At 31.5% G+C, this 25,364-nt stretch carries 22 protein-coding genes and 1 tRNA gene; 16 read left to right on the top strand and 7 right to left on the bottom strand.

All coding sequences use genetic code 11. From position 1 onward, the window contains the following. The first annotated feature begins 5 nt into the window (after positions 1–5). Positions 6–893 (top strand): type IX secretion system membrane protein PorP/SprF, encoded by an 888-nt coding sequence (locus tag Q0945_RS12080; protein ID WP_299434880.1) that lies wholly within the window; start codon positions 6–8, stop codon positions 891–893. A 141-nt stretch (positions 894–1,034) separates the two neighbouring features. Here the strand turns inward: Q0945_RS12080 and Q0945_RS12075 are convergent, their stop codons facing one another. Then, complete coding sequence (locus Q0945_RS12075) at positions 1,035–1,235, bottom strand: hypothetical protein (protein ID WP_299434878.1); 201 nt, start codon at positions 1,233–1,235, stop codon at positions 1,035–1,037. A gap of 334 nt (positions 1,236–1,569) precedes the next feature. Here Q0945_RS12075 and Q0945_RS12070 point away from each other — a divergent pair, with 334 nt between their 5' ends. The 14 genes from Q0945_RS12070 (at position 1,570) to Q0945_RS12005 (ending at position 17,472) form a co-directional block, all read left to right on the top strand. Beyond that, positions 1,570–3,054, top strand: a complete 1,485-nt coding sequence (locus tag Q0945_RS12070) for an FGGY family carbohydrate kinase (RefSeq protein ID WP_299434876.1) — start codon at positions 1,570–1,572, stop codon at positions 3,052–3,054. 13 nt (positions 3,055–3,067) lie between these two features. Continuing rightward, a complete protein-coding gene (xylA, locus tag Q0945_RS12065) occupies positions 3,068–4,393 on the top strand; it encodes a xylose isomerase (protein ID WP_299434874.1) in 1,326 nt (441 codons plus the stop codon). A 120-nt stretch (positions 4,394–4,513) separates the two neighbouring features. After that, positions 4,514–5,536 (top strand): LacI family DNA-binding transcriptional regulator, encoded by a 1,023-nt coding sequence (locus Q0945_RS12060; protein ID WP_299434872.1) that lies wholly within the window; start codon positions 4,514–4,516, stop codon positions 5,534–5,536. A 243-nt stretch (positions 5,537–5,779) separates the two neighbouring features. Beyond that, positions 5,780–6,511 carry a M15 family metallopeptidase gene (locus tag Q0945_RS12055; RefSeq protein WP_299434870.1) on the top strand — a complete coding sequence of 244 codons (732 nt, stop codon included), beginning with the start codon at positions 5,780–5,782 and terminating at the stop codon, positions 6,509–6,511. Next, the gene (locus Q0945_RS12050; RefSeq protein WP_299434868.1) at positions 6,498–7,430 is read left to right on the top strand and encodes an alpha/beta hydrolase; all 933 of its coding nucleotides are present in this window, start codon (positions 6,498–6,500) and stop codon (positions 7,428–7,430) included. Before Q0945_RS12055 ends, Q0945_RS12050 begins: the two co-directional genes overlap by 14 nt. 60 nt (positions 7,431–7,490) lie before the next feature. Further along, positions 7,491–7,564 (top strand) — tRNA-Pro (locus Q0945_RS12045). Between the two features lie 475 nt (positions 7,565–8,039). Beyond that, positions 8,040–8,345: a hypothetical protein gene (locus Q0945_RS12040; protein ID WP_299434866.1), complete on the top strand. Its 306-nt coding sequence runs from the start codon at positions 8,040–8,042 to the stop codon at positions 8,343–8,345. Between the two features lie 387 nt (positions 8,346–8,732). Then, positions 8,733–11,108 (top strand): TonB-dependent receptor, encoded by a 2,376-nt coding sequence (locus Q0945_RS12035; protein ID WP_299434864.1) that lies wholly within the window; start codon positions 8,733–8,735, stop codon positions 11,106–11,108. Positions 11,109–11,135: 27 nt separating this feature from the next. Then, positions 11,136–12,359, top strand: coding sequence for a DUF4374 domain-containing protein (locus Q0945_RS12030; RefSeq protein WP_299434862.1), 1,224 nt, complete (start codon positions 11,136–11,138; stop codon positions 12,357–12,359). A 1-nt stretch (position 12,360) separates the two neighbouring features. Further along, the gene (locus tag Q0945_RS12025) at positions 12,361–13,062 is read left to right on the top strand and encodes an ABC transporter ATP-binding protein (RefSeq protein ID WP_298555239.1); all 702 of its coding nucleotides are present in this window, start codon (positions 12,361–12,363) and stop codon (positions 13,060–13,062) included. Positions 13,063–13,104: 42 nt separating this feature from the next. Continuing rightward, entirely contained in the window at positions 13,105–14,541 is a 1,437-nt protein-coding gene (locus Q0945_RS12020; protein WP_299434860.1) for a DUF3526 domain-containing protein, read from the top strand. Further along, positions 14,534–15,970, top strand: coding sequence for a DUF3526 domain-containing protein (locus Q0945_RS12015; protein WP_299434858.1), 1,437 nt, complete (start codon positions 14,534–14,536; stop codon positions 15,968–15,970). The genes Q0945_RS12020 and Q0945_RS12015 overlap by 8 nt, the downstream gene beginning before the upstream one ends. 170 nt (positions 15,971–16,140) lie before the next feature. After that, the gene (locus Q0945_RS12010) at positions 16,141–16,674 is read left to right on the top strand and encodes a sigma-70 family RNA polymerase sigma factor (RefSeq protein WP_299434856.1); all 534 of its coding nucleotides are present in this window, start codon (positions 16,141–16,143) and stop codon (positions 16,672–16,674) included. Continuing rightward, positions 16,675–17,472 carry an anti-sigma factor gene (locus Q0945_RS12005; RefSeq protein ID WP_299434854.1) on the top strand — a complete coding sequence of 266 codons (798 nt, stop codon included), beginning with the start codon at positions 16,675–16,677 and terminating at the stop codon, positions 17,470–17,472. It abuts the gene before it with no gap. 1 nt (position 17,473) lies between these two features. Here Q0945_RS12005 and Q0945_RS12000 read toward each other — a convergent pair whose 3' ends face one another. Both Q0945_RS12000 and Q0945_RS11995 read right to left on the bottom strand, forming a co-directional pair. Further along, positions 17,474–18,550, bottom strand: coding sequence for a VOC family protein (locus Q0945_RS12000; protein WP_299434852.1), 1,077 nt, complete (start codon positions 18,548–18,550; stop codon positions 17,474–17,476). Then, the gene (locus Q0945_RS11995) at positions 18,543–19,250 is read right to left on the bottom strand and encodes a TIGR04283 family arsenosugar biosynthesis glycosyltransferase (protein ID WP_299434850.1); all 708 of its coding nucleotides are present in this window, start codon (positions 19,248–19,250) and stop codon (positions 18,543–18,545) included. Before Q0945_RS11995 ends, Q0945_RS12000 begins: the two co-directional genes overlap by 8 nt. A gap of 142 nt (positions 19,251–19,392) precedes the next feature. Between Q0945_RS11995 and Q0945_RS11990 the strand changes: the two genes are divergently transcribed. Beyond that, positions 19,393–20,184 carry a DUF547 domain-containing protein gene (locus Q0945_RS11990; RefSeq protein ID WP_299434848.1) on the top strand — a complete coding sequence of 264 codons (792 nt, stop codon included), beginning with the start codon at positions 19,393–19,395 and terminating at the stop codon, positions 20,182–20,184. Position 20,185: 1 nt separating this feature from the next. Here Q0945_RS11990 and Q0945_RS11985 read toward each other — a convergent pair whose 3' ends face one another. From Q0945_RS11985 to Q0945_RS16145, 4 genes are all read right to left on the bottom strand, one after another. Further along, the gene (locus Q0945_RS11985; RefSeq protein ID WP_299434846.1) at positions 20,186–22,408 is read right to left on the bottom strand and encodes a TonB-dependent receptor; all 2,223 of its coding nucleotides are present in this window, start codon (positions 22,406–22,408) and stop codon (positions 20,186–20,188) included. Positions 22,409–22,460: 52 nt separating this feature from the next. Beyond that, positions 22,461–23,738 carry a CDC27 family protein gene (locus Q0945_RS11980; RefSeq protein ID WP_299434844.1) on the bottom strand — a complete coding sequence of 426 codons (1,278 nt, stop codon included), beginning with the start codon at positions 23,736–23,738 and terminating at the stop codon, positions 22,461–22,463. A gap of 86 nt (positions 23,739–23,824) precedes the next feature. Further along, positions 23,825–24,505: a hypothetical protein gene (locus tag Q0945_RS16150; RefSeq protein ID WP_366136332.1), complete on the bottom strand. Its 681-nt coding sequence runs from the start codon at positions 24,503–24,505 to the stop codon at positions 23,825–23,827. Between the two features lie 24 nt (positions 24,506–24,529). Next, the gene (locus Q0945_RS16145) at positions 24,530–25,210 is read right to left on the bottom strand and encodes a DUF4331 family protein (RefSeq protein ID WP_366136330.1); all 681 of its coding nucleotides are present in this window, start codon (positions 25,208–25,210) and stop codon (positions 24,530–24,532) included. Between the last annotated feature and the right edge of the window lie 154 nt (positions 25,211–25,364).

The following is a 25,364-nucleotide window of genomic DNA, read 5'->3' as shown; positions in this document are numbered from 1 at the left end:
AGATAATGAAACTAAAATTAATATACACAATAATCTTGTTTGCTTTCGCAACGGTAAGTTTGTCTGCACAGCAAGAACCTAATTATACATTTTATAGGTATAATATGAATTTAATAAATCCTGCTTATGCAGGAGCTAATGAAGGTACCGATTTAGGGCTCAATGTACGCAGCCAATGGGCAAGTGTAGAAGGAGCTCCAGAAACTCAAAGTGTTATTTTCGGTACACCTTTACGTAAAAATGTAGGTATTGGTGCATCTATTATAAATGATAGAACTTTTATAGAAAATCAAACCTCTATAGCTTTAGATTTTTCTTATAAACTTAAATTAAATGAAAACCATGACTTATTTTTTGGAATAAAGGCTGGGTTTAATTCCTATAAAGCAAATACTGCAGGTTTAATGACTTATGGAATTCAGGCAGACCCTTCTTTAATGAATATTGATGGCAGTTTTAATGTTAATATTGGAATAGGAGCTTATTTAAAGAACGATAAGTATTTTTTAGCCTTGTCTATACCAAGAGTTTTAACGCCGGATAGATTAGAGTATGATGATGGTTTAGCAAAGATTGGTATGGATAAAATGCACGTATATTTAGCGGGTGGATATGATATTACACTAGCAGATAAGATTGTATTAAAGCCAACGGTATTATTAAGTTATGTGGAAGCATCTCCTTTATCTTTGGATGTTACGACACTTTTAGAATTTAATAATAGATTCGATATTGGTGTAGGTTACAGGTTAGACGAAAGCGTAAGTGGCATCCTTATTTTTAAAGCCAGTAAATGGATGAATATAGGATATGCTTATGAAGCAGCTTTTGAAAGTCCAGTTAGGACTATTGATAATGGTACACATGAAATACTACTTAATTTAAAATTGTAGAGGTCATAAACTTATATGATTTTTATATATGTCTTGTCCTAAATAATCTGTATCGACTATTTAGGACAAGATATAATTTGATTCCTATTATGGAAAAAATGGTAGAGGAACGTTATACCAATATTTACAGAGTGTGTAACCTTATATTAAGCCACCTATAACAGCCTTTTTTCTTTTAGGAGTTCTTTGGGAAAAAATAAATTCCAAAACAGCTATTGTAACCCTATTTTCCATATTAATTGTTGTAGCTTTACGTATAATGGCAGAAATATAATAGAGTAGTCTTTCGGGCATGTTGTTAGAGTTTATAACTATAAATTTTGCGCATATTGCTATTTTCATGTTTTTACTTTCTATTGTTATTTTTATTAGGGTTAGTTTAACTACTAACCCACAAATTATGACGCTATTCTTGGGTTTTCTTTTGGAACATTAATAGAGGATGATAAGCGAATAAATAAGATAGCATACTTTGTTTTTACGAAAAGCTTTGCGAAATTTTTCGTATACAACGAAAATTTTAATTAAGTTGTTGTTTTCTAGTTGTTTATGAAGGAATTTAGATTTGTTTTAATGTGCTTTTTTTACTATTTTGTATAGTATAGAAATAGAAAAGTATAGTTTTTATTTAGTCTTTAAATTATATTTGAGAAAAGTAATAACCATTTAAAAGCGTATGTATTATATAGGTTTAGATATAGGAAGCTCTTCTGTAAAAGTAGCATTAGTAGCTATGGATACTGGTAAAAGTATTGGTGTTGTTCAAGAGCCAGAGACAGAAATGTCTATGTTAGCTATTAAAAATGGTTGGGCAGAGCAAAATCCTGAAGATTGGTGGCAGTATGCTTGTAAAGGTATAAAAGCAATCAAAAAAAAATACAATGTTTCTAGAACCCAAATAAAAGGTATTGGTATTTCCTATCAGATGCACGGTTTAGTAATTGTAGATAAAAAAGGAGAACCGTTACGAAAGTCTATTATTTGGTGCGATAGCAGAGCAGTAGCTATTGGAGATAAAGCATATAAAGATTTAGGAGAAGAAACTTGTTCTTCACAATTATTAAATTCTCCAGCAAATTTTACTGCCTCAAAATTAAAATGGGTAAAGGAGAACGAACCAGAGATTTATAAGAATATTTATAAGTTTATGCTACCTGGAGATTATATAGCATATAAATTCTCTAATGTAATAAATACCACAATATCTGGACTGTCCGAAGGAATATTATGGGATTTTAAAAAAGATAACGTTGCAAATTTTCTTTTGGAACACTACGGTTTAGATGCGCATTTGGTTCCAGATATTGTAGATACATTTACAAATCAGTCTCAAGTAAATGGGCAAGGAGAAAAAGAAAGTGAATTAGCAGCAGGAACGCCGATATATTATAGAGCAGGAGATCAACCTAATAATGCATTATCCTTAAATGTATTAAATCCAGGAGAAGTTGCAGCAACAGGGGGTACTTCAGGTGTTGTTTATGGGGTTACTAATAGTTTGTCTAGCAAAGAAAGTTCTAGAGTAAACAATTTTGCACACGTAAATTATCAAAAAGGAGAAGAGCCAAGAATAGGTAAGTTGTTGTGTATAAATGGGGCTGGAATACAATATAGATGGTTATTAAATAATTTAGATGTTTCTTCTTACGAAGAAATGAATGTTTTGGCATCAGATATTGCTGTAGGTTCAGATGGTGTTTGTGTTATTCCTTTTGGTAATGGAGCAGAAAGAATGTTAAACAATAAACAAATAGGAACAAGGGTAGTAAATCTAAATTTAAATAACCATACCAAAGCACACATTTGTAGGGCAGCTTTGGAGGGTATTGCCTTTTCTTTTGTTTACGGGATGGATATTTTAAAGTCAGACGGAATGAAGGTAAACGTAATGCGTGCAGGAAATGATAATCTTTTTAGGTCCGAAATATTTGCAAATACGATAGCTACTTTAATAGCTCACGAGATTGAAATTTACAATACTACAGGAGCAATAGGAGCGGCAAGAGCAGCAGATTTACATTTAGGAGATTTTAAAAAGTTTAGTAAATCTATAATGGATAATGATCATGTAATGACGTTTATGCCATTTAAAGATAAAGAGCCCTATATAATAGCTTACGAAAATTGGAAAAAAGAACTAGAATTAATTACAAATAAATAATACAGGTAAAAAAATGGCAGTATTAGGAAATAAAGAATATTTTAAAGGAATTGATGCAATTAAATTTGAAGGCAAAGAATCTGATAATCCTCTTGCATTTAAATATTATAATCCGGAACAAATAGTAGCAGGAAAAACAATGCGCGAGCATTTTAAATTTGCAATAGCGTATTGGCATACATTCTGTGGTCAAGGGTCTGATCCATTTGGACCAGGAACGCAAAGTTTTGAATGGGATAAAGCTGCGGACCCAATACAAGCAGCAAAAGATAAAGCAGATGCTGCTTTTGAATTCATTAGTAAAATGGGATTCGATTATTTTTGTTTTCATGATTTCGATTTAATTCAAGAAGCACCAACCTTTGCAGAGTCCGAAAAAAGAATAGTAACTATTACAGAGTATTTAAAAGAAAAGAAATCGGAATCTGGGATTAAATTACTTTGGGGAACAGCAAACTGTTTTTCTAATCCAAGGTATATGAATGGAGCTTCTACAAATCCAGATTTTAATGTTTTAGCTAGAGCAGGTGGGCAAATAAAATTGGCCTTAGATGCTACCATAGCTTTAGATGGTGAAAATTATGTTTTTTGGGGAGGTAGAGAAGGTTATATGTCTTTACTTAATACCGATATGGGACGTGAGTTAGACCATATGGGTCAATTTTTAGCAATGGCTAGAGACTATGCTCGTGCACAAGGGTTTAAAGGAAATTTCTTTATAGAACCAAAACCAATGGAACCTATGAAGCACCAATATGATTTTGATTCTGCTACAGCTATTGGTTTCTTAAAAGAATATGGTTTAGAGAAGGACTTTAAAATGAATATAGAAGTAAACCATGCAACTTTAGCGCAGCATACTTTTCAGCATGAATTAGAGGTAGCGGCAAAAGCAGGTATGTTAGGCAGTTTAGATGCTAACCGTGGCGACTACCAAAATGGTTGGGATACAGACCAGTTTCCTAATAATATTCAAGAAACAACAGAAGCAATGTTGGTATTCTTAAAAGCCGGTGGTTTACAAGGTGGTGGAGTTAATTTTGATGCAAAAATTAGAAGAAATTCTACCGATTTAGAAGATGTTTTCTTAGCTCATATTGGTGGTGCAGATACTTTTGCAAGAGCATTATTAACTGCAGATAAAATTATTACTTCATCTGCTTATGATAAATTGAGAGAGGAACGTTATAGTTCTTTTGATTCTGGTAAAGGAAAAGATTTTGAAGCAGGTAAATTAAGTCTTCAAGATTTATATAAAATTGCACAGGAGAATGGAGAGTTAAAATTACAAAGTGGTAAGCAAGAATTGTTCGAGAATATAATCAATCAGTATATATAAAAAAATATAAGCAGTTAAGGCTATGGTCTTAACTGCTTTTTAATTATAAGTTTAATGCATCTTTCTATCCTTTGTTAATTAGTTTTTATGAATTTATAAGGCTATTATTAAAGTATTGTAATGAAAAAAATAACACTTAAAGATATTGGTAAGCACTTTGGAGTGTCTATTTCTACAGTATCTAAGGCAGTACGAGATAGTCATGAAATTAGTACAGAACTAAAAATAAAAATTCAAAAATACGCTAAGGAAAATAACTATAAGCCTAATAAAGTAGCTCTTAGTTTATTAAATAAGAGTACAAAAACAGTAGGAGTAGTTATACCTAATATTCTTAATTATTTTTTTATTCAAGTCTTGTATGGGATAGAAAAAATTGCGAATGAAAAAGGATATAATATAATTAGTTGCATTAGTGATGAGTCTAATGAAAAAGAAGGTAAAACATTAGAAGTTTTAGATGCTGGTACAGTAGACGGACTAATAATGTCTTTAACCAATGATTCCGATTTAAATAAAAATATTAGTTATTTACAAGAGATTGCAACTAGCCAAATTCCCGTTGTTCTTTTTGATAGGGTTTCTGATGCTATAAACTGTGATAAAGTTATTGTAGATGATTATGAATCCGGTTTTAAAACTACAGAGTATTTTATAAATATTGGTTGCAAAAATATAGCAGTAATAACGCCCATTAGTAATTCTAATATTGGGAAATTAAGAATAGAAGGGTATAAAAAGGCACTGCATAAAAATGGAATTTCTTTTGATGAAGGAATGATATTAAATATAAAACCTAAACATGACTTAGATTTAGAAATGTCTTTTTTATTAAATTATAAAAAGATAGATGCACTTCTTTGTTTGGATGAAATAACTGCTGTAAAAGTACAAAGCATAGTAAAAGAAAGAGGATATTCTGTTCCTAGAGATATATCTATAATAGGATTTACAAACGGTCAACTATCTAAATATGTAACCCCTGCAATGACTATGGTTAGCCAACATGGTAAATACATAGGAGAAATGGCATCAAAAATGCTAATTAAGAGAATAGAAGAACCAGATAGTGAAGAACCTTTTGAAACTAAAGTTATAAAGACTAGTTTAATAGTTAGGGAATCTACCAAAAAAATAGATTAAAACCATTTTATTCTAATGTAAATAGTTTAATTTTCTTCTTACTATATGGTGGACTTGTAAGAAAAAAATAGTGTAGAACAGCTGCCTTAAAGTTTAAAGTAACTTAAAGGACTATAATATAAAATATACGTTAAATATTGAAAGCCAATTTCTAAAAGGACTTAGAAATTGGCTTTTCTTGTTTTATTTAATTCTAAAAATATATAGTACCTTTCTATTTTAATAGAAAATCTAAATAGTAAAATGAGAATTTTAACCGTTCTGTGTTTATGTATTATTTTCTCTTGTAAAGAGAAAATAAAAGAAATAAAATCTTCTGAAAAAATAGAAACTACAATAATTGATAGTGTTAAAGAAGAAAAACCAATTACTATTATTATTCCAGAAGAACAAAAATTAAAATCTTTTAACAATATAGCAGATTCTACTTTTATACGTTTGGCAGATTACAGTAATAATTTTGCATACGATATGCGTTATGCTACAGAGAATAATTTTCTAAAAGCAAAGGTGTATGATTGTGCAGAATGTTACACAAGAATAAAAACGGCAAAAGCTTTAATAGAGGCAAATAAAGAATTTCTTAAAAGAGGCGTAAAAATAAAATTTTATGATTGCTATAGACCAAATTCTGTGCAGTATAAAATGTGGAAAATTGTTCCAAATCCGCAATATGTGGCAAACCCTAAAAAAGGTTCTATTCATAATAAAGGAGGTGCTGTAGATATAACTTTGGTAACTCTAGAAGGCGAAGAACTAGATATGGGAACAGATTTTGATTTTTTTGGAAAAAGAGCGTATCATGATAATTTAGATTTACCAAAAGAGATTTTGGAGAATAGAAAATTGCTAAAAGAAACCATGGAAAAACATGGTTTTTGGTCTATTAGAACAGAGTGGTGGCATTATAATTTAGGATCTGCGAGTAATGATAAAATAGCTAACTTTAAATGGGATTGTAATGAAGTTCATTAGTACTAAAAGATATTTAATTATTATGTCTTTAATCGTTTTTGGTTGTACACCTAAAGAAAGAGTAATAGAACTTTGGCCAGAAGGAAAAATTCCCAACCATATAAATACGGAAGAGAAAGAAGTTCATGAACAAACTAATATTCTTAGAATAAAAAATGTTCAAAACCCTACTATAGAAGTTTTTTTACCAGATGAATCTATAGCAATAGGGAAAGCATTATTAATTTTCCCCGGCGGAGGATATGGTATACTTGCATATGATTGGGAAGGAACAGATATTGCTAAGTATTTAAATAACCATGGAATTGCAGGGATTGTGGTTAAATACAGATTACCATCTGATAAAACCCAGGAAAAAAAGCATAGAGTACCTTTAATAGATGCTCAAAGAGCAATAAGGTTAGTTCGTAATAAGGCAGAAGATTGGAAAATTAATAAAAATGAAATTGGTATTATTGGTTTTTCCGCAGGAGGGCATGTAGCATCCACATTAGGAACGCAATATAGTAAAAAAGTTTATGCACCTATTGATGCAATAGATGAGTTAAGTGCGCGGCCAGATTTTATGGCATTAATTTATCCAGTAATAACCATGGGTGCAGAAACGCATATAGGCTCTAAGAAAAATTTACTGGGAAAAAACTCGTCAGAGGATTTAGTTAATGAGTATTCTAATCATCTACATATAAATAAAGAAACACCAGTAACTTTTCTTGTGCATGCTATAGACGATAAAGTTGTACCTAAAGAGAATAGTGAGTTTTTTCATGGGCAAATGTCTACACAAGGAGAAGATATGTCTTCTTTATACCTTTATGAAAAAGGCGGACATGGATTTAGTTTAGCTAAAGAAAAGGCACATTTAAAGGAATGGCCCAAAAAATTAATTAGTTGGATAAATGAATTAGAATCTGATTAATTTTTTTAATAATACTATTTAAGTCTCTAACAACTTTAATATTTTTGTTATTTATAATTTCGGGATGTAGCGCAGTCCGGTAGCGCACTCGGCTGGGGGTCGAGTGGTCGCAGGTTCAAATCCTGTCATCCCGACGAACCTAGTTTAGGTTTTATAAAAACACTGTTAACTTTATGATTATCAGTGTTTTTTTGTTTACATAGCATTGTTTGATATCAATTAAAGCTATTTGGAAAGTTTCAATTGAAGTTTAGTATATATGATAAGTAATTATAGTTGACTGTCTTGTGTTGATATTAATAATCTTATTATCAGATAAATAGTAAAATAAGTAGATAGTAAATATTGAGTTCACGCAAAAAGGGAGAGAACAAACGAAACAATTAAAAAAAACCGATACTTCTAAAGGCATTGGAGATTATATAAAAATATATTCCCTATCATATAACTAGGGACTTACTTTTTTAATACTTTTAAAATTTTTCGGTTACGTTTTTTTAACCCAATGAAATTAAAGTTATCCACAATTTATGATTTTGTTGTAACGAATCCACAATTTTAAAGCATTTAACATTTTTGTATCTTATATATTTATTAAATTTGACTCCAATGCAAATAAGTCATTTTAAAAAATATTTAGCTTATACTTTTCTTGCTCTTTTTCTCTCTCTAAAAGTGGCGAGTTTACATGCAATTACGCATCATCATGATGGTGACATTGAGCATTGCGAGGTTTGTGATTTAACTTCAGTAAATAACTTTACACCTCTACTTAATAATTATACAGAGACTCCAATAGGGAATAATTTTCTGTTTTATGCTATAAAAAATATCGTAAGTGACTATAGTTTCACTTATAATTCTAATGCGAATATTGACGATTTCTTTTCAAGACCTCCTCCATTTTCAATATAAATTTTCTTACTCTATTTTATTTTACTATCTAAATAATGATTTTTTATCAGATGTTTTGTGTTATAAATACTCGGATATATAGTTAGTAACAGCCCTTTTCAAGGATTGTTTGAAATACCTTAAATGAGTTTTCATTAACTGATTATTAATTCCGTTTACACTTTCTCTTAGAACTTCTTTAGAGTTTAAAAATTTTCACAGACTATAATTATCATATAAGTGGAATCGTAATTTTAATAACGGTTAAATGACTTGTATAGATTTTTAGAGTAGAGAGTAATTCAAAAACTCCATTGCTGCTGGTTACAGTATTGGTTTGTTCTTTAACCTTTTTTAATCTTAGAAAATGGGAGCCCAACAAAAATGGTGTATCCATTTACATATATAATGACAACAATCCAAAAAGATAAAATGCTTCAAAGACAAGGTCGCTCAAGCTTTTTCGTAGCTATTCTAGCACTGTTCTTTTCTATATCGAGTTTTTCACAAGAAACCTCATTTTTAGGAAAAATAACAGATATAAATGGTGCCCCATTAACAGGAGCTCATGTAAGTTTTATAGCACTAGAAAAAAGTGACATTACTAGCGCAGATGGAAGTTTCAAGGTACAAGGAGTTCCTATTGGCAATCATGTAGTAAATGTTTCTTATATAGGGTATAAATCTATTCAAAGAAAAATTATACTGGAAAAAGGAACACCTTTGAAATTGATTTTCAAAATGGAAGAAGAAGTTTCAGCACTTGACGATGTTACTGTAATAGCAAAATCAAAATCCCAAAAATTGAGACAAAGTGTTGCTAGTGTTAGCGTACTAGATACTAAAGAACTTTATACACAGAATAACAATACAAGTGATGTTATTAAACAAGTGTCTGGTATAAATGTACGGCAATCAGGGGGCTTTGGAAGTAATGCAGAGATTTTTATAAATGGAATGTCAGGCAAACAAATTAAATTCTTTTTAGATGGTATTCCTATGGAATATTACGGTTCAGGATTGGGAATCAACATAATTCCCATAAATCTTATGGAACAGATTGAAGTTTACAAAGGTGTTGTTCCTGTTGATTTGGGTGCCGATGCTTTGGGAGGGGGAATCAACATCATCTCTAGAAAAAGTTATACTAATTATCTAGATGTTTCGTATTCGGCAGGTTCTTTCAATACACATAAAGCAAATGTAAATGGCCAGTATGTAAATACTAAGAATAATACCATATTAGGGTTAAATTCATTTTACAATCATTCAGACAACAACTACAAGATTGATATAGAAATTCCCGATGAATTTGGTAATCCAAACCCTGTTACTGTAAAGCGATTTCACGATAAGTTTTCTAATTATATGATGAGTTTATATGCGGGGGTTTATGATAAATCTTATGCAGATAGATTGATAATTAATGCCAGATTTTCTGGGTTAGATGATGAAATACAGCATAACGCTATAATGGCGCAACCTTACGGCGAGGTAACTTATGATGAAAACACGCTTGGGTTTTCAGCATCCTATGAAAAAAGAGCGCTTTTACAAAATTTAGGCGCAAAATGGTATGTAGGCACTAACCTAACCAATGGGCATTTTAAAGATACAAGTTTAAACGCCTACACTTGGGATGGCGAAATTTTCGATACCAGACCTTCGGGAGGGGAGGTATCTTCCTCTGGAAATTCACTACAGCTTACTTCAAAAAATGCTATTAGTAGATTGAATTTAAAATATGATGCTTGGGAAAGAGGACAGTTTACCTTAAATGTTTTTACGTCTTGGTTTCACAGAGTAGGAGAAGACCCTATAGCTGCAGAATTTTATGGAGAAGATTATTTTACCAACCCTACCAAGCTGTTTAAGAATGCCATAGGTTTGGCATACCAACATACTTTTAAAGAAAAAATTACCAGTTATACAGCCATAAAGCACTTTATTTTAGAGGCTGATGGCTATGCCATTGAGAATCTTAATTTTTTACCCAATAAGCAATCCTTATCCAATATTGGAGTGTCCCAATCTTTTAAATACCAAATGTCATCCAAGATGCTGGCAAAAGTATCCTATGAATATGCTACACGTTTGCCCGATGAATTTGAATTGTTTGGTGATTTTATCTTAGTAAGGCCCAACCCATTTTTAAAACCTGAGCAAAGCCATAATATTAATTTGGGAGTGCAATGGAATACTTCAAAACTAAAACTTGAGTTACAATCGTTTTATAGACTTACCGATAATGTAATCTGGTTAAGAACATCACAATTCTTTGCTCAATATCAAAACCTATTGAAATCTTTAACCACTGGTGTTGAAGCAGAAGCAGTATATCACCCCTACAATTTTTTAGATATAAAACTCAATGCCACATATCAAGACTTAAGAAATCGTTCTCCCCAAAATGTAACAGGAGTTGTAGATAACCGATATTTTAATGCGCGATTACCCAATATTCCTTATCTCTTCGGAAATGCAGAAGTACGCTATCAAAAAGGAAATTTTCTAGGAGGTAAAAATAAATTTTCGGCTTGGTGGAATTCCAATTATGTGCATGAATATTTTTTGTTTTGGGATGTCGATGGTAACAAAGATTTAAAAAATACCATTCCCGCTCAGTTTATTCAAAATGTAGGCATATCGTATGCAATACCTAAGAATAATATGTCTATAACCCTAGAAACAACCAATGTTTTTGATGAAAAAGCATTCGACAATTTTAACGTACAACGCCCAGGAAGGGCATTTTATATAACCCTTAGAACTTTTTTAAAATAAATTATAATAATTAAAGTAAGATTAAAAATGAAAAACAAAACAAAAACATCGGTATTAATTAACTTAAAAAGCCTTTTTCTAGGTGTACTGACCCTAGCATTAACAGTAGGTTGCAGTAGTGACGATTCTTCAAATGATGATTCGCCTTCCATGAAAAAAGAAATTAAGTTTGGAATGGCTACCGTTAGTGGTGCATGGCCAAACACCACTACCTATTTACAAGGATTTGAGAATCTTAATTTTTCTACCATTGGAAACGATAAAGCAACAGAACTTACGGGTACCTCAAGTGTTGTTGTAGAAGGGGAGTATATGTATGCTAAACCTTTTGGGGCACCAGCAAACCTTGTTAAATATAAGTTTGATGAAAATGGACTTGCCCAAGAAGATAATAAAATTGTAGTACCAGGTGCTAATACGTTTAGTACCATACATTTTAAGGACGAAAATACGGCTTATGCAACAGTTGCTGGAGGAATTTCTAAGCTTATAGTATTTGATCCAACAACAATGCGTATTCAAGATGAGGTTTCTCTTAAAGATGTTACCGATAAATTTCCTGAAGCTAATCGTACTTATTATTTAGATATGGTTGAACGTGACAATAAATTATTTATGACTGTTCATTATGAGAATAATTTTGTGCCAATTAATGATCATGCGTATGTGGCAATTATTAATCTTGAAACTAATACCGTAGAGAAAGTAATTGAAGACCAGAGAACAGGGATGCTTTTTGGCGGACCTACTTCTAATGCAGGAATGATTAAAATGGCCAATGGCGATATTTATGTGCAAGGTAAGGGAACTTCTGATGGTGGAGGAAATGCACCTAGTGGTATAGTAAGAATTAAGAATGGTACTTCTGAATTTGATGCAGACTATTTTCTTAATCTTAGCGAAGCAACAGGTAATATTTGTTATGGGATTTTACATGCAAATGGCAAAACCTATACTGCAAAAGTTGAGGATGAAACTGATTTTTGGGAATTTAGTACAGGTAACCCTCAATTCAAGTATTTTGAAATTGATTTAGAAAATAAAACAAGTTTAGGAGCTGTTGTTGGGTTGCCAACAACTTATGGTACAAGAGGGATGAGTGTTACTTCTTTTAATGATAATGAAGTGGCATTTACTATTGCTACAAATGATGAAAATGCACTTTATGAGTTAAACGCCGGTGCTAACACTCCAACAAAAATGTTTACATCAACAGGAGGGTATATCACAGGGTTTAAAAGTTTGGATTAAGATGCTTAAAACAAATGGTTTAACAAAAAAATACGGAGCGTTCACAGCATTGAACGCTCTTGATTTAGAAATTAAAGAAGGCGACATTTTTTGCCTTTTAGGAGCTAATGGCGCAGGAAAATCTACAACCATAAACTTGTTTTTAAATTTTATAGAACCTACTAGTGGTAGTGCAACTATAAATGGTATAGACGTTACTAAGCATCCGTTAGAAACGAAACAAATTCTATCCTACATCCCAGAAAACCTAATGCTTTACCCGAATTTGACAGGTTTAGAGAACTTAGATTTTTTCTGTGGATTGGGTGGTAAAAATTATGCTAAAGCGGAGTTGGGGGTATTACTTGAGCAGTCAGGTTTGCAAATAGATTTTATAAATAAAAGGGTGCAAAACTACTCTAAGGGCATGCGGCAAAAAGTGGGTATTGCTTTGGCAAGAGCTCGTGAGGCAAAAGTATTATTGTTGGATGAGCCAACATCAGGTTTAGATCCTAAAGCAAGTAATGAGTTTTCTGAACTTTTGTTAGAAATGAAAGCTAAAGGAGTAGCTACGTTAATGGCAACTCATGACCTTTTTAGAGCAAAAGATACGGGCACCCATATTGGTATTATGAAAGAAGGTGTACTAGTTGAAAAGTTTGAATCCAAAGACGTTAATTTTCAAGATTTGGAAAAATTATATCTAAAGCATATGCATAATTAATTCATGTTGGTGTTTTGCAAAGCACTAAAGAAAAGTATAAAGATGAAAACTTACATTCTTATTGCTAAAAAAGAAATAAAAATTGCCCTTAGAGAAAAATTGGTACTTGCACTTTCCAGTATTATACTAGTGCTGTTGGGTATCTCGTTATTCACAGGTGTTATATCATATCAGCAGCAACAGAAGGCTATTACCAAAGCTCAAGATGAAAAGCGTAAAGAATGGCTAGAGCAGGGAGATAAGCATCCACATATTGCAGCACATTTTGGAACTTTTATTTTCAAGCCTAAAACGGTATTAAGTTTATTTGATTTTGGATTGGATACTTATACAGGGACTTCTGTTTATTTAGAGGCGCATTATCAGCATCAATTTATGTTTAGACCTGCGCAAGACCATAACAGTATGATTCGGTTTGGTGAGTTAAGTTCTGCTCTAGTACTACAAATTTTAATGCCGTTGCTTATTATTTTTTTAGCCTATGCATCTTTCACAAAAGAAAAAGAAAGAGGCACATTACGGTTGTTAAACAGTCAAGGTGTAACATTAACCAGTATTGCTTGGGGAAAGATTATGGCGTACTTTATAATACTGCTCACTATTTTAACACCATTTATATTGGGTATTTTATTACTGTCTTATTGGCTAAAAACCCCAGATACAATTACGGATTTAAGGATGCGTATTGGGTTGCTAGGTACTACCTATATGGCCTATATTTTTTTGTTTGTTGTATTGTCTGTATTGGTGTCAATAAAGTCATCTGTAAGTAGAAATGCCTTGTTAACCTTACTTACCTGTTGGATACTGTTTACTATTATTATTCCTAAAACCATGGCCAATTTTGGAGAGGGTTTATACCCATTGCCTTCAATGAAAATCTATAAAGAAGGTATTTTAAAGGATAAGGAAAATGGATTGGACGGAAAAACACCAAAGGCTGTAAGAATAGCGAAATTGGAAAAGGAACTTTTAAAGAAATACAAGGTAGATTCCGTACAACAACTCCCTTTTAATTTTGAAGGTGTAAGCATGCAGGCAGGAGAAGAATATGGAGATAAGGTGTACGATGTACATTGGGGTAGACTTTTAAATATTTTCAATAAACAGAATAAATTAGGAAGTTACGTAAGCCTATTTAACCCTTACATGGCATTGCGAAATATATCTATGGGGCTTAGTGCCACAGATTTAAGTGCCTCAGTAGATTTTCAAAAAAAAGTAGAAAATTACCGTAGAATCTTCATAAAAAAAATGAATAATGATATGGCGCAAAACTCTAATTATGGGGAATTTTATGAATATAGCGTTGGATTGGATATGTGGGAATCGGTAGAAGATTTTAAATACAAAACGCCTTCAATTTATAGCACTTTAAAGAAATATGTATTGGAATTTGTTTCTCTTTTTAGTTGGATAATATTGCTCATTCTATTACTGAATTACATAACCCGTAAAACAAAGCTAAACAATGGATAAAATAACCAAAACAATTATACGCTATGAATGGAGGTCTTTTGTGCGTAATAAATTTCAGTTATTGCTTTTGGCAATTATTTTTCTTTTTGGAATGTACGCTATTTATTATGGCGCATCTGTAGTGAATGTGCAGAAAAAAACCATTTCTGATGTTCAAAAAATAGAAGAAGATGAGTTTTATCAATATCAAATAAGCTTTAATGAAGAACTAAACTCGGTTGATGCAAAAAGAAAAAGAGACATTGCATCAAACCCTTCTTATGCTTGGTTTAGGCATGGATATCATGCCGTGCTTCCTCCACATAACTATGCAGCACTTGCCATAGGTCAGCGCGATTTGCACCCTTACTACCATCGTTTAACAGGAATGAGTTTGTATTATCAGCTTTTTGAAAACGAAATTGCCAACCCTGTTAAACTGTATGTTGGTAATTTTGACTTGTCATTTGTCATCATCTATCTTTTTCCATTACTTATCATAGCCTTTACTTTTGGACTTTATTCTATAGAAAAGGAAAGCGGTGTACTTGCACTTTTAAGAATTCAATCCATTAGTATTAGAAAAATAGTAGTAACAAGATTACTATTTTATTTTATGCTTATTACTGGTTTAGCACTCCTTATTTCTTTAATAGGACTACTTGTTTTAAGCAATATATTTTCTAACGAAAACTTTTTAGCGGCTGTGGCTTGGTTAGCAGGAGTTATTTTATACAGTGCCTTTTGGTTTAGCTTGATGTTTTTAATTATAAGTTTTTTTAAAAGTTCAGCATTCAATGCCATTTGTGCTGCAGGCTGTTGGTTGCTATTTTTATTGGTTATACCTGCTGTATTAAATGTTTGGATGATAAGTAAATACCCTATTGATACCACCCATTTAGCAGAGCTTACCCGTAGAACAGGTTTGGAAAATGAAAATGATGAAAAGGAACAAACAGAGGTGCTCTCTGAATTTTTGGAACACAACCCGAAATACAAGGCTAGTGATAGCTTGTTTAACAATAATCGTTACGCTAAAGTTTATGCAGCCTTTACTGCTTTAAAAGATAGCCATAGCAAAAAAGATGTTGATGCGTATAATAGCCAAATCGGTAAAAGAAATAAATGGGTTAACCAATTTCTTTGGATAAATCCAGCAGTAAATATGCAAGATGCTTTTACATTGATTTCAAAGACTGATTTAAATACTTTTTTGAACTATCAATCTGCATTGACTAAATTTCATAAAGATATCACTTCGTTTTATTATGATAGACTTTTTTGGGATAAATCAATCACTCAAGAGGATTATTCTAAACGTCCAGTTTTTAAAATGAAAGAAAGTAATGAACGATGGAGTATGGTACTATTTAGTTTTCTAAAGATTGCCCTTATCTTGGTACCTATAGGACTAGTAGGTTTTATGAAGATGAAAAAAATAACTAACTAAGGAATTATTGATTGTTTTTGAAAACAATTGAAAATTAAAAAAAGAGTAGGCGATAGCCTTCATTTTGTTACTAGTTCTATGGAATACTTTTCCAAAACAGAGTGTGCTAAATATTAATATCTTATTTTTGAATAAAACCAATTGGTAATAATTTGGTTCTAAAATAACTTATGCAATTAGAAGAGTTAATTACACGTTTTCAACAAAAAGATACTTTCGCTTTTGAGAGGCTGCATGCTATGTATGCAGAGAATATTTGTGGTGTAATTAATACAATAGTTAAAGATGATAATCTAGCTGAAGAGATTTGCCAAGATGTATTTGTCAAGGTTTGGAGTAATGCTTTAAGTTATAATAGTTCTAAAGGGCGTTTTTTTACGTGGATAGTAAATATTGCAAGGAATGCGGCTATAGATGTAATGCGTTCTAAAAACTATAAAAACCAAAAAAAGAACCTTCCCGCAGATTACTTCGTAAGTATCCTTGAAAGCAAACTAGAAGATGAAGAAACAGACGTTAATACGAAAGGTCTTCACAGTTTGGTTTCTAAATTAAAGGAAAAATGTATTCAAGTAATAGAGCTTCTTTATTTTAAAGGATATACGCAAAAAGAAGTGTCTGAAGAATTAGATATTCCTATAGGAACAGTAAAAACAAGAAATAGAAGTTGTATTTCTCAACTTAGAGAAAATATGCAGTTGTAAATGAATGTAGAAGAGTACATAGAATCGGGTATACTAGAGCTATATGTAGCTGGACAACTTTCAGAAGATGAAAATCTGAAGGTGGTAAAGCATGCTAGTTTGTATCCAGATGTACAAAAAGAAATAGAAGCTATAGAGGCATCTATTTTAGTACTTTCAAAAACTGCAGCTCCAAAAGTACCTTTAGATTTTGCTAAAGTTTATGATAAGATTAAAAACTTAAATACCTCTAAAGTAGTTCCTTTAAAAGAAAGTAAAACAAATTGGACTTCTTATATGGGTTGGGCAGCATCTATCCTTTTAATAATAGGGGGAGTGTATTTATTTAATCAAAATGAGAAATTACAATCTCAAATAGAAGTTGTAGAAAATGAGCGTATTAATTTAGAAGAGCAAATTAATGAAGCAAAAATTTCTCTTACGAAGTCCGAAGAATTGTTAGCAACAATACGTGATAAAAATATAACAGTTATTCCTTTAGGAGGTCAAGAGGTTTCTCCCACTTCATATGCTAAAGTATACTGGAATAAAAAAGAAGAGAAACTTTATATAGATGCGCAAGGCTTACCAGAACCTCCAGATGGTATGGTGTACCAAGTATGGTCCTTAAAATTAAATCCGCTTACACCAACAAGTGTAGGATTACTAGAAGATTTTATAGAGGATGATAATCGTATTTTTAATTTAACAAATGCAAATACATCTGAGGCATTTGGTATTACACTAGAACCTTCTGGCGGTAGTAAATTTCCAAACTTAGAGCAATTATATACTTTAGGAGTTGTGTCTTCTAGTTAAATTAAAGGTCTTTTTTTACACGATGAACTCGCATTAATTTTATAAGCCAATTTGGTAGAGGTTTATGGTGGTTCCTCTTTTTTAGATTTATAAATAAACCTAGTTTTTTTATAATAGGAACTTTGTGTGTTTCTACAAACTCTAATAGGGTGCCATCTGGGTCTTCAATATAACTAAAATGTCCTGCGGCTTCTCCCATTTCAAAACTAGAACTGCTATCTACAGTAAAAGGGTGGTTAAGCTTCTTAGCTTTTTCTCCTAAAGCTTTCATGCCAGACACATCAAAACAAAGGTGTATATATCCTAAATCTCCCCAATAGCGGTTTGCATATATTTTTTTTGGAGTAGCATTTTTTTTCTGAATAAGCTCTATTTCACAAGGACCTAAAAGAGTGCCAAAACCTCCTACTTTTGTTTCGCTTCTTCTTAGTAATGTTCTTCTGTAATTGTTTTCTTGATTGTCTATAAAAGAAAAATCTTCAAAGGTGTTATTTTTATCATATACAACAGTATCAAAGCCTAAAAGACTTTTATAAAAAGTAATAGATGTATCTATGTCCGAAACGCCTAAAGTTACACCTAGAACGCCACCGCAATCTTTATTACTTTCAGTAAAACTTGTATTGCAGGTTACTATTTGTACCAAATTATCCCATGGGTCTTTAAAGAAAAAATGTTCCTGATTTTCAAAAGTAGAAATAGGGGATAAGAGGTCTAAATTTAATGTTTGTAATTTCTTATGAACGCTAGTAATATTTTTACTTTTTAGCTTTAAAATATTAACGCCTAAATCTCCTAAGTTAATAGATTCTATAGGCGGAATAGGTTTTCTGTTAGTGTATTGCCAAATTTCTAAACCTCCGCCACCAGCAAGGTTTAAGGATAAAAGAGCTTTTCTGTTCCAAGCTTTACCACCTGTGTATTTTGTCATTAAAGAAGCAGTTGCTTCATCTTTAAAAACCAATAAATTAAAACCTATATTACGTCTGTACCAGTTAAATACTCTATTAGCATTTTGCACTCCAATTCCTATTTGTTGTATCCCGTTTAATGTAATTTCATTGGATAACTCAGCCATTATGATATTGCGTTTTGATAAGTTTAGAATGTATTTTTTTTAATTTTTTAGGAGAACAACCAAATTTAAATAAAACAACTAATATAAGATTTGATAGGTTAACTCTTAAATAGGAATTATGCTCATATTTTCTTGCCGAAACTATTAAATTGTTATTTATGATGGTGTAAGGTATTTTATTTTTTTTAATTCTTTTAAAAAACTCAAAGTCTTCCATTATAATTTGCTCTTCATTAAATCCTTTCAGGGTGTTAAATTTCTTTGTTTTTATGAAAAGACATTGGTCGCCACCTCCTGTAAAAACACCATCTTTACTAGTAAAGGATGCATTTATTTTTAGAAAAAAATTATCACTATCAAATTTATAAGAAAAAAATCCTGCATCTATATTTTTAGATAATGCCAGTTGAATATCTGATAAAAATGATTTTGGAGGAAAAACATCTGCATGTAAAAAAACAAGAATAGTACCTTTTGCATGCTTAGCTGCATAATTCATTTGAGCAGCCCTTCCTTTTTTTGGACTTTTTAAAAGTAGAACTTTTTTAGAATGTAAAATAGAATTTGTACTATCTGTAGTATTGGGAGAAACTGCTACTAATATTTCATAAGGAATTGTTGTTTTATGATTTTCTATGTGCGGGAGTAGCTTTTCTAAATTCGTTTTTTCATTATGTGCTGGTATTATTATAGAAATCATTCTCATATTTATATATTTAAAAGTACTGTTTATAAAAGAAAAGAGGTACACTTTTTAAAATTATATATACGTAGGTTTGTAATAAGGGTTTTCTTTTTTCGACTTAAAAAAAGATATATTTTTACTAAATAATTTGTGTACTATGAATAAGCTACAATCTAAGCTATTACTCCTTTTTTTTACAATCTTTTGTTTTTCTACTAGTGAAGCATCAAAAGTAAATACTGGCATAGTTAAGGTAGATTATAACAAATTGTCTGAAGAGTTTCTTAGTTGTGTTAAAGAAAATAGAAATACGGAAGAGATAAGAAAAGAATTAGCAGAATTAAGTTTAGAAGATTTAGAAAAAGGATTGTTAACAGACGAGCAAAAGTTAGTTTTTTGGCTAAATATTTATAATGGGTATATACAGGTTATTTTATCAGAAAAACCAGACTTATACAAGGATAGAAGTGCTTTTTTTAAAAAGGAACAAATACCAATAGCGGGTAGTATTTTGTCTTTTGAAAAAATAGAACACGGTATTATAAGAAAATCGCAATGGCCTCTTGGGTTAGGTTATGTACGAAAGTGGTTTCCTGGTAAAATAGAAAGAAAATTAAGAGTTAAGAAAAGAGATTACCGTATTCATTTTGCATTAAACTGTGGTGCTAAAGACTGTCCGCCTGTAGCTATATATACAGCAAGTCGCTTAAATGAGCAGCTAAATGTTGGTACTAAACTTTTTTTAAAATCCATGTCTAGTTATAATGAAGAATTAAATACAGTATATGTAACTTCTCTTTTTAGTTGGTTTAGAGGCGATTTTGGTGGAAAAAGTGGTACGAAAAAAATTCTTAAAGAGAATAATATAATTTCTACTATTAAAGGAGTAGAGATTATATATAAGAATTATGATTGGTCTTTATATTTAAATAATTTTATAGCCATATAATTTAAAAAGTAAAACTAATATTTGCTTTAATAAAAAAAGGGGTTCCAGGAGTAAAGTGTATTTCTTCTACAGGATTAGTTTCATTTTGTAATCTGGTAGTAGTAGCAAATTGAGTTTCATTCCATTCTACATCAAAAACATTATCTATAGTTATACCTGTGCTAATAAAAGAATTCCACTGGTAGTTTGCATTTAAATTAAATACGGTATAACCTTCTGCAACAATGCTATTATCCTCGTTTGCAGGTCTATTATTTAAGTGTTTATATTGTAAACCTCCAGAAAACTTACCTAAGTTAGTTACATTTAATCCGCCAACTAAAGTAAAGTCGGGCGCTAGTGGAATATAATCTTCCCCACTATTTTCATCAACAGAACGAGCTACGGTATACGTAAGGTCTGTACTAAAAAACAACCAATTTGTAAATTGGTAACGAGCCCCAAAATCTAGGCCTAAGCGTTTAGATGCACCGCTAGGTTCTACAATGCCAGCATCGCCTACATAAATAAATTCTTGTTCGGAATATAAATACCAAGCTGCAGCATTTAAAAATAAGTTTTCTGCGGGTTTTAATATTGTTCCAAGGTCTACACCATAGGCTTTAGGAAGTATTTTATGACCATTTTGAGCAACGCTAACACGAGTATCGTTAGAATGAAAACCAATACCAGATTTAAGATAATATTGTGTGTTTTTATTTGGATGATACACCAAATTTAATTTTGGAGAAAACGTTGTTTTAGACACCGAGTTATTATCATAAACCTCAGAAAGAGCATTAGCATACCTAAAATTAAAATTATCTAATCTTAGCGCAGGAGATAAAGTGAAATTTCCTAAATTAAAATTAGCATTTAAGTAACCAAAAATATTAGTTTCTTTAATATCTCCTAGTTGTATATTATTTAAAGTTGTTTTTCTATTTACAGTATTTGAAAGTTCATTACCTGTACTATTATCTGTTCTAAAACCAGAACCAAACTCTAAATTTACTTTTGTTTCTCCCCAATTAAGGTTCTTTTTTAGTTGGGTGTTTAAACCAAATAAATTACGAGATTCTTCTTGTTTAATCTGGTCTCCATTTTGCGGGTCGTCTAAGAAAAAAGTAAAATTAGAAAATAATAAAAAATTGTAGTTACTATAGTATGTATTTGCTTTAAAAAAAGTGTTTTTATCTATGTTCTTTTGTAAACCAATATTAACGTTTGTTCTACTTGTTTTACCACCCTCGGTATCATCTATAGCGCCAAACCTTGTTATTAAGCCACTTTTTACAGCACGTTCTGGTATTTGACCAGAGGCATCCCATGTACTAGTAAAATGAGAAACACTTGTAGAAATTTTACTATTAGCATCTAAACGAGAAGAATATTTAGTAATTACATTAAATCTTTCAAAATTCTGAGAACTTTTAAAAGGGCCGTCAAATCCTATTAATTCCGTTGCTATATATGCTTTTTCTTTTTTAGTATTTAGAACGTTAAATAATCCAAGGTTTCTTTTGTAGCCATAATCGCCATAAGTGAATTCAACGGTGTTTTTTGTAAAAGCGTCTTTAGAGGTAAAACCTACATGACCAGCGGTTGCAAAGTTTCCATATTGTGCATTATAAGGTCCTTTTCCAAAATCAATTTTTTCTATAGTTTCTGGAATAACAAAATGTAAATCTGCATATCCTTGCCCATGCGCATGCGATACCATATTTACGGGCATATTATCAACATTTATAGAAATATCTGTACCATGGTCAATATCAAAACCTCTAAGAAAAAGCTGTTCTGCTTTACCGCCACCTGCATGTTGGCCAATAATTAGCCCAGGTACCTTTTGTAAAATTTCCTGAGAAGAGCCTACTGGGTTTGTTTGTATATCTATTTTTGCTACAACAGATAAGGCATCTATTTTAGGGCTTATAACTACCTCATTTAATTCAAAAGGAGCTTCATTTAATATATAAGTATTTCTTTTGTTAGATGTGTTTTTAATAATTGTAATACTGTTTTTGTATCCTAAGCTTCCAATTTGCAAACTATCTCCTATGTTTGTTTTTTCTATAGAAAAGTATCCAATTTCATTACTATGCGCATGTTTTTGAGAGTTTTTATTAAAAATATAGGCACCTTCAATAGGAGTTCCGTCACTTGTTTCTATATACCCTTGAAACTCTTGGGCAGATATATGTAATGAGCTATATAGGTATAGAATTAAAAAAATATATTTCATAGGTAAATTATAAATGGGATGGATGTTTTTATTTTAAGGATGGTAAAATTAATTAAAGCATTTCAATTTTTAAAGTAGTTACAGGGCCAAGCTCATAGCTGGCATCTAATAATTCTTCTTTTAGTTTTAATGCCTTTTTTTCTTGCCCAGTTTTTTTATAAACTTGAGCAGCTTGTAGTAGTATATTAGGCTCAAAAGTTTTATTTTCTATATGGTTTGTAACAATTTGCAACGCTTTTTTATTTTCGCCATTTTTAAGATAACTATATGCTAAATAACCGTAAGATTCTGGCGTGGGTCTATTTTCTACTTCTTTTTTGGCAAGGGTAATAGCTTTTTTATATTGTTGTGTGTCTTCTAGATAAAGATTAATAGTGTAACTGTTATACATTACACCATACGCAGGGTTTTCAATTTCATTAAAAAATTCATCTAAATTATTTAATCGTTCTCTTTCGTTACCTAAATAGTCAGCAATTTCACTTTTTAAAATATAATAATCTGGAGCTTTGTAATTTTGAGTTACAGAATCTAAGATTCTAAGAGCCTCTTTAGGGTTTCTTTCGTGAGAGAATACAATCCATGCAATTCCTTTTTTTGCATAGGCATTATTAGAATCTAATTTTAAAGATTTTAGGTAATGATTGTAGGATTTTTTTAATTCTCCAGCATGGCCATAATAATCGGCCAGATTGGTATATGACCAAAGGATTAAATTTTTGTCTTTTTTAGCAACTGCAATGGCAGTAGCTTTTTCCATCATTTGTATGGTAGTATCTAAATTACCAAGATGGTCATTCCATTTAGCTAACCGAATTAGATAACTAAAATTAGAAAAATTTTTAATTTTTTTAAGGTAGTTGTTGGCTTCCTCATAATTGCCTAGTTCCATGTGAACATCAAACAATAAGCTATATGTATCTTCTAAACCGTTTCCAATTTCTAGGGCTTTTTTTGCAAGGACTAAAGCTTCTTTAAACCTGTGCTGCGATATGTAATTTCTGGCAAGTGCTCTATTATAACCAGCTCTTCCTGTAGCAGCAATAGCTACTGCTTTTTTTAAAGATTGCTCTGCTTTTTTTAAGAATTTTATATCTCCAGTGTTTTTAAAATATCTATTGTATTCGTTACCTACAATACCAAAACTAAGTAATTGCATACTGTCTGGTTGTATTTTAGAGTTCCACAATTCAAAATACTTAGAAGTTGTTTTAGCAGTAGTAGAATTTAAATATTGATTATAATCTTCTGTATTTGTAATACTATTTTCTTTTTCTGTATTACAAGAATAAATACTTAAAATTAAGAATAGTAGAGATATATGTTTCATGGAAATAAATATTTTGTTTATTATAATTTAATTGGGAGGATAAAAAGTACCCTCCCAAAAAGCTCTTTTTACAAGGTGTAAAAAACTTATTCAGGAGCACCTAAATAAGGAAAACTATCTGATGGTGTTGCGGTTAAAGCAACACCGTCTGAAGTAAGTCTAGGTAAATCTGCAGTACCATCGCCATCTGTATCTTGACCACTAAAACGGTCTCCAGTTTCCCCTCCAAATAAAAGAATTAGAGAAACATCAATAATATCATCTTGTAATTTTCTACCTGTTAAAGCAACTTCATCACCATCTGGGACTAAAACACTACCATCCATATCTACATCTTCTCCCGGATTAAAATACGTTGTTGGTAAATCTGGAGCAATTTCTAAAACATCGGCAGCTAAATAACCAGTTAAAGTAGGTGCATCTAAACCAAGAATATTGTTTTCATAATTTACATCCGCTGGATCTGCCCCTAAAAGACCTGCGTAAACATCATGATATTGTTCTAATCTAGCTTCAAAACGCGCTTGAAAAGAAGCAGCCATTTCAGAAGGTATTGCTAAATTATGTTCGTCTTTAGTAGCGTCATCTGCACTTAATACAGTATTAATTCCAGGCCTTCCCATAAAATCTACTTGTGTGTAAATTCCAGTAAAATCTGGCATCATCTCCTTTTCTTTAGGCATTGTAGAATCGTCATCATTATTACATGCTACAAATAGGGTAGTAGCAGATAAAAGCATTGTAAAATAAAAGATACTCTTTTTCATGTTATATGGTTTTAATAAAAATTATTATTGTTTTTTGTTTGTAGTTACCCACGTTTTGTAAACACTGAGGCCTAAAGCATTTTGCCCAGTTGTAGCTCCCAATAAGCTATTTGGTACTTCTACAACAATAGACATTGTATTAGCGCCATCAAAAGTATCTTGCGCTTCGTCCGCAGTTTTAAAGCCACCTGGAGCCATGCCACCTATAACTGCATTAAATTGAAAAAAGTCGAAGAAGAAAGCATCTTGTCTTGGTCCTGCAAAAAGCTTAACACCACTAGCAGTGGTTTCTGTAACTGCATCTGTTTCAGAAATTGCTACAGACCCTAAGGGAGAATCTACAAGAATAGTTCCGCTTATACCAGTTGTGGAAGGTGCTGCTGGCCCAAAAAAGTACATTTTGCCATCTCTAGGAATGGCTTGTATTACCATATCTTCTACCAAATCGTTATTTGTATCAATATTAATTTCGGTTAAAATGCTTTCGTCAAATGTTCCGTATGCTAAATCTGGTAATACACTAGACTGTAAGTCTACCACAAATACGGTATTGTCAGAACCAGTACTTGGTTCAAATCCATAAAAATCAGCAATGTCTGCTGTTGTACCCATAGAAGAAGGCGCATCAATGTGATCCGCCGCGATTAATACACCGCCAATTAAGGCTAGTGCTCCCAGACCTGCAAAAAGTTTTGTTTTTTTCATTATTACGTTTTTAAATGATTATTAATTCACCCTTACCTACGAAGTTAAATTTGGAGGGTTTGGTTTTAAATGTTAAAAAAATGTTAAAGAAAATAATATACAAAACCATGAAAAGGAATTGGCATTATTACAATAATAAATTTATAGGTTAGCT

The organism is uncultured Maribacter sp. (assembly GCF_947500405.1).
Taxonomy (GTDB): domain Bacteria; phylum Bacteroidota; class Bacteroidia; order Flavobacteriales; family Flavobacteriaceae; genus Maribacter_B.
The sequence above is the reverse complement of the archived record's forward strand: the minus strand, read 5'-3'. Positions and strand labels throughout refer to the sequence as shown.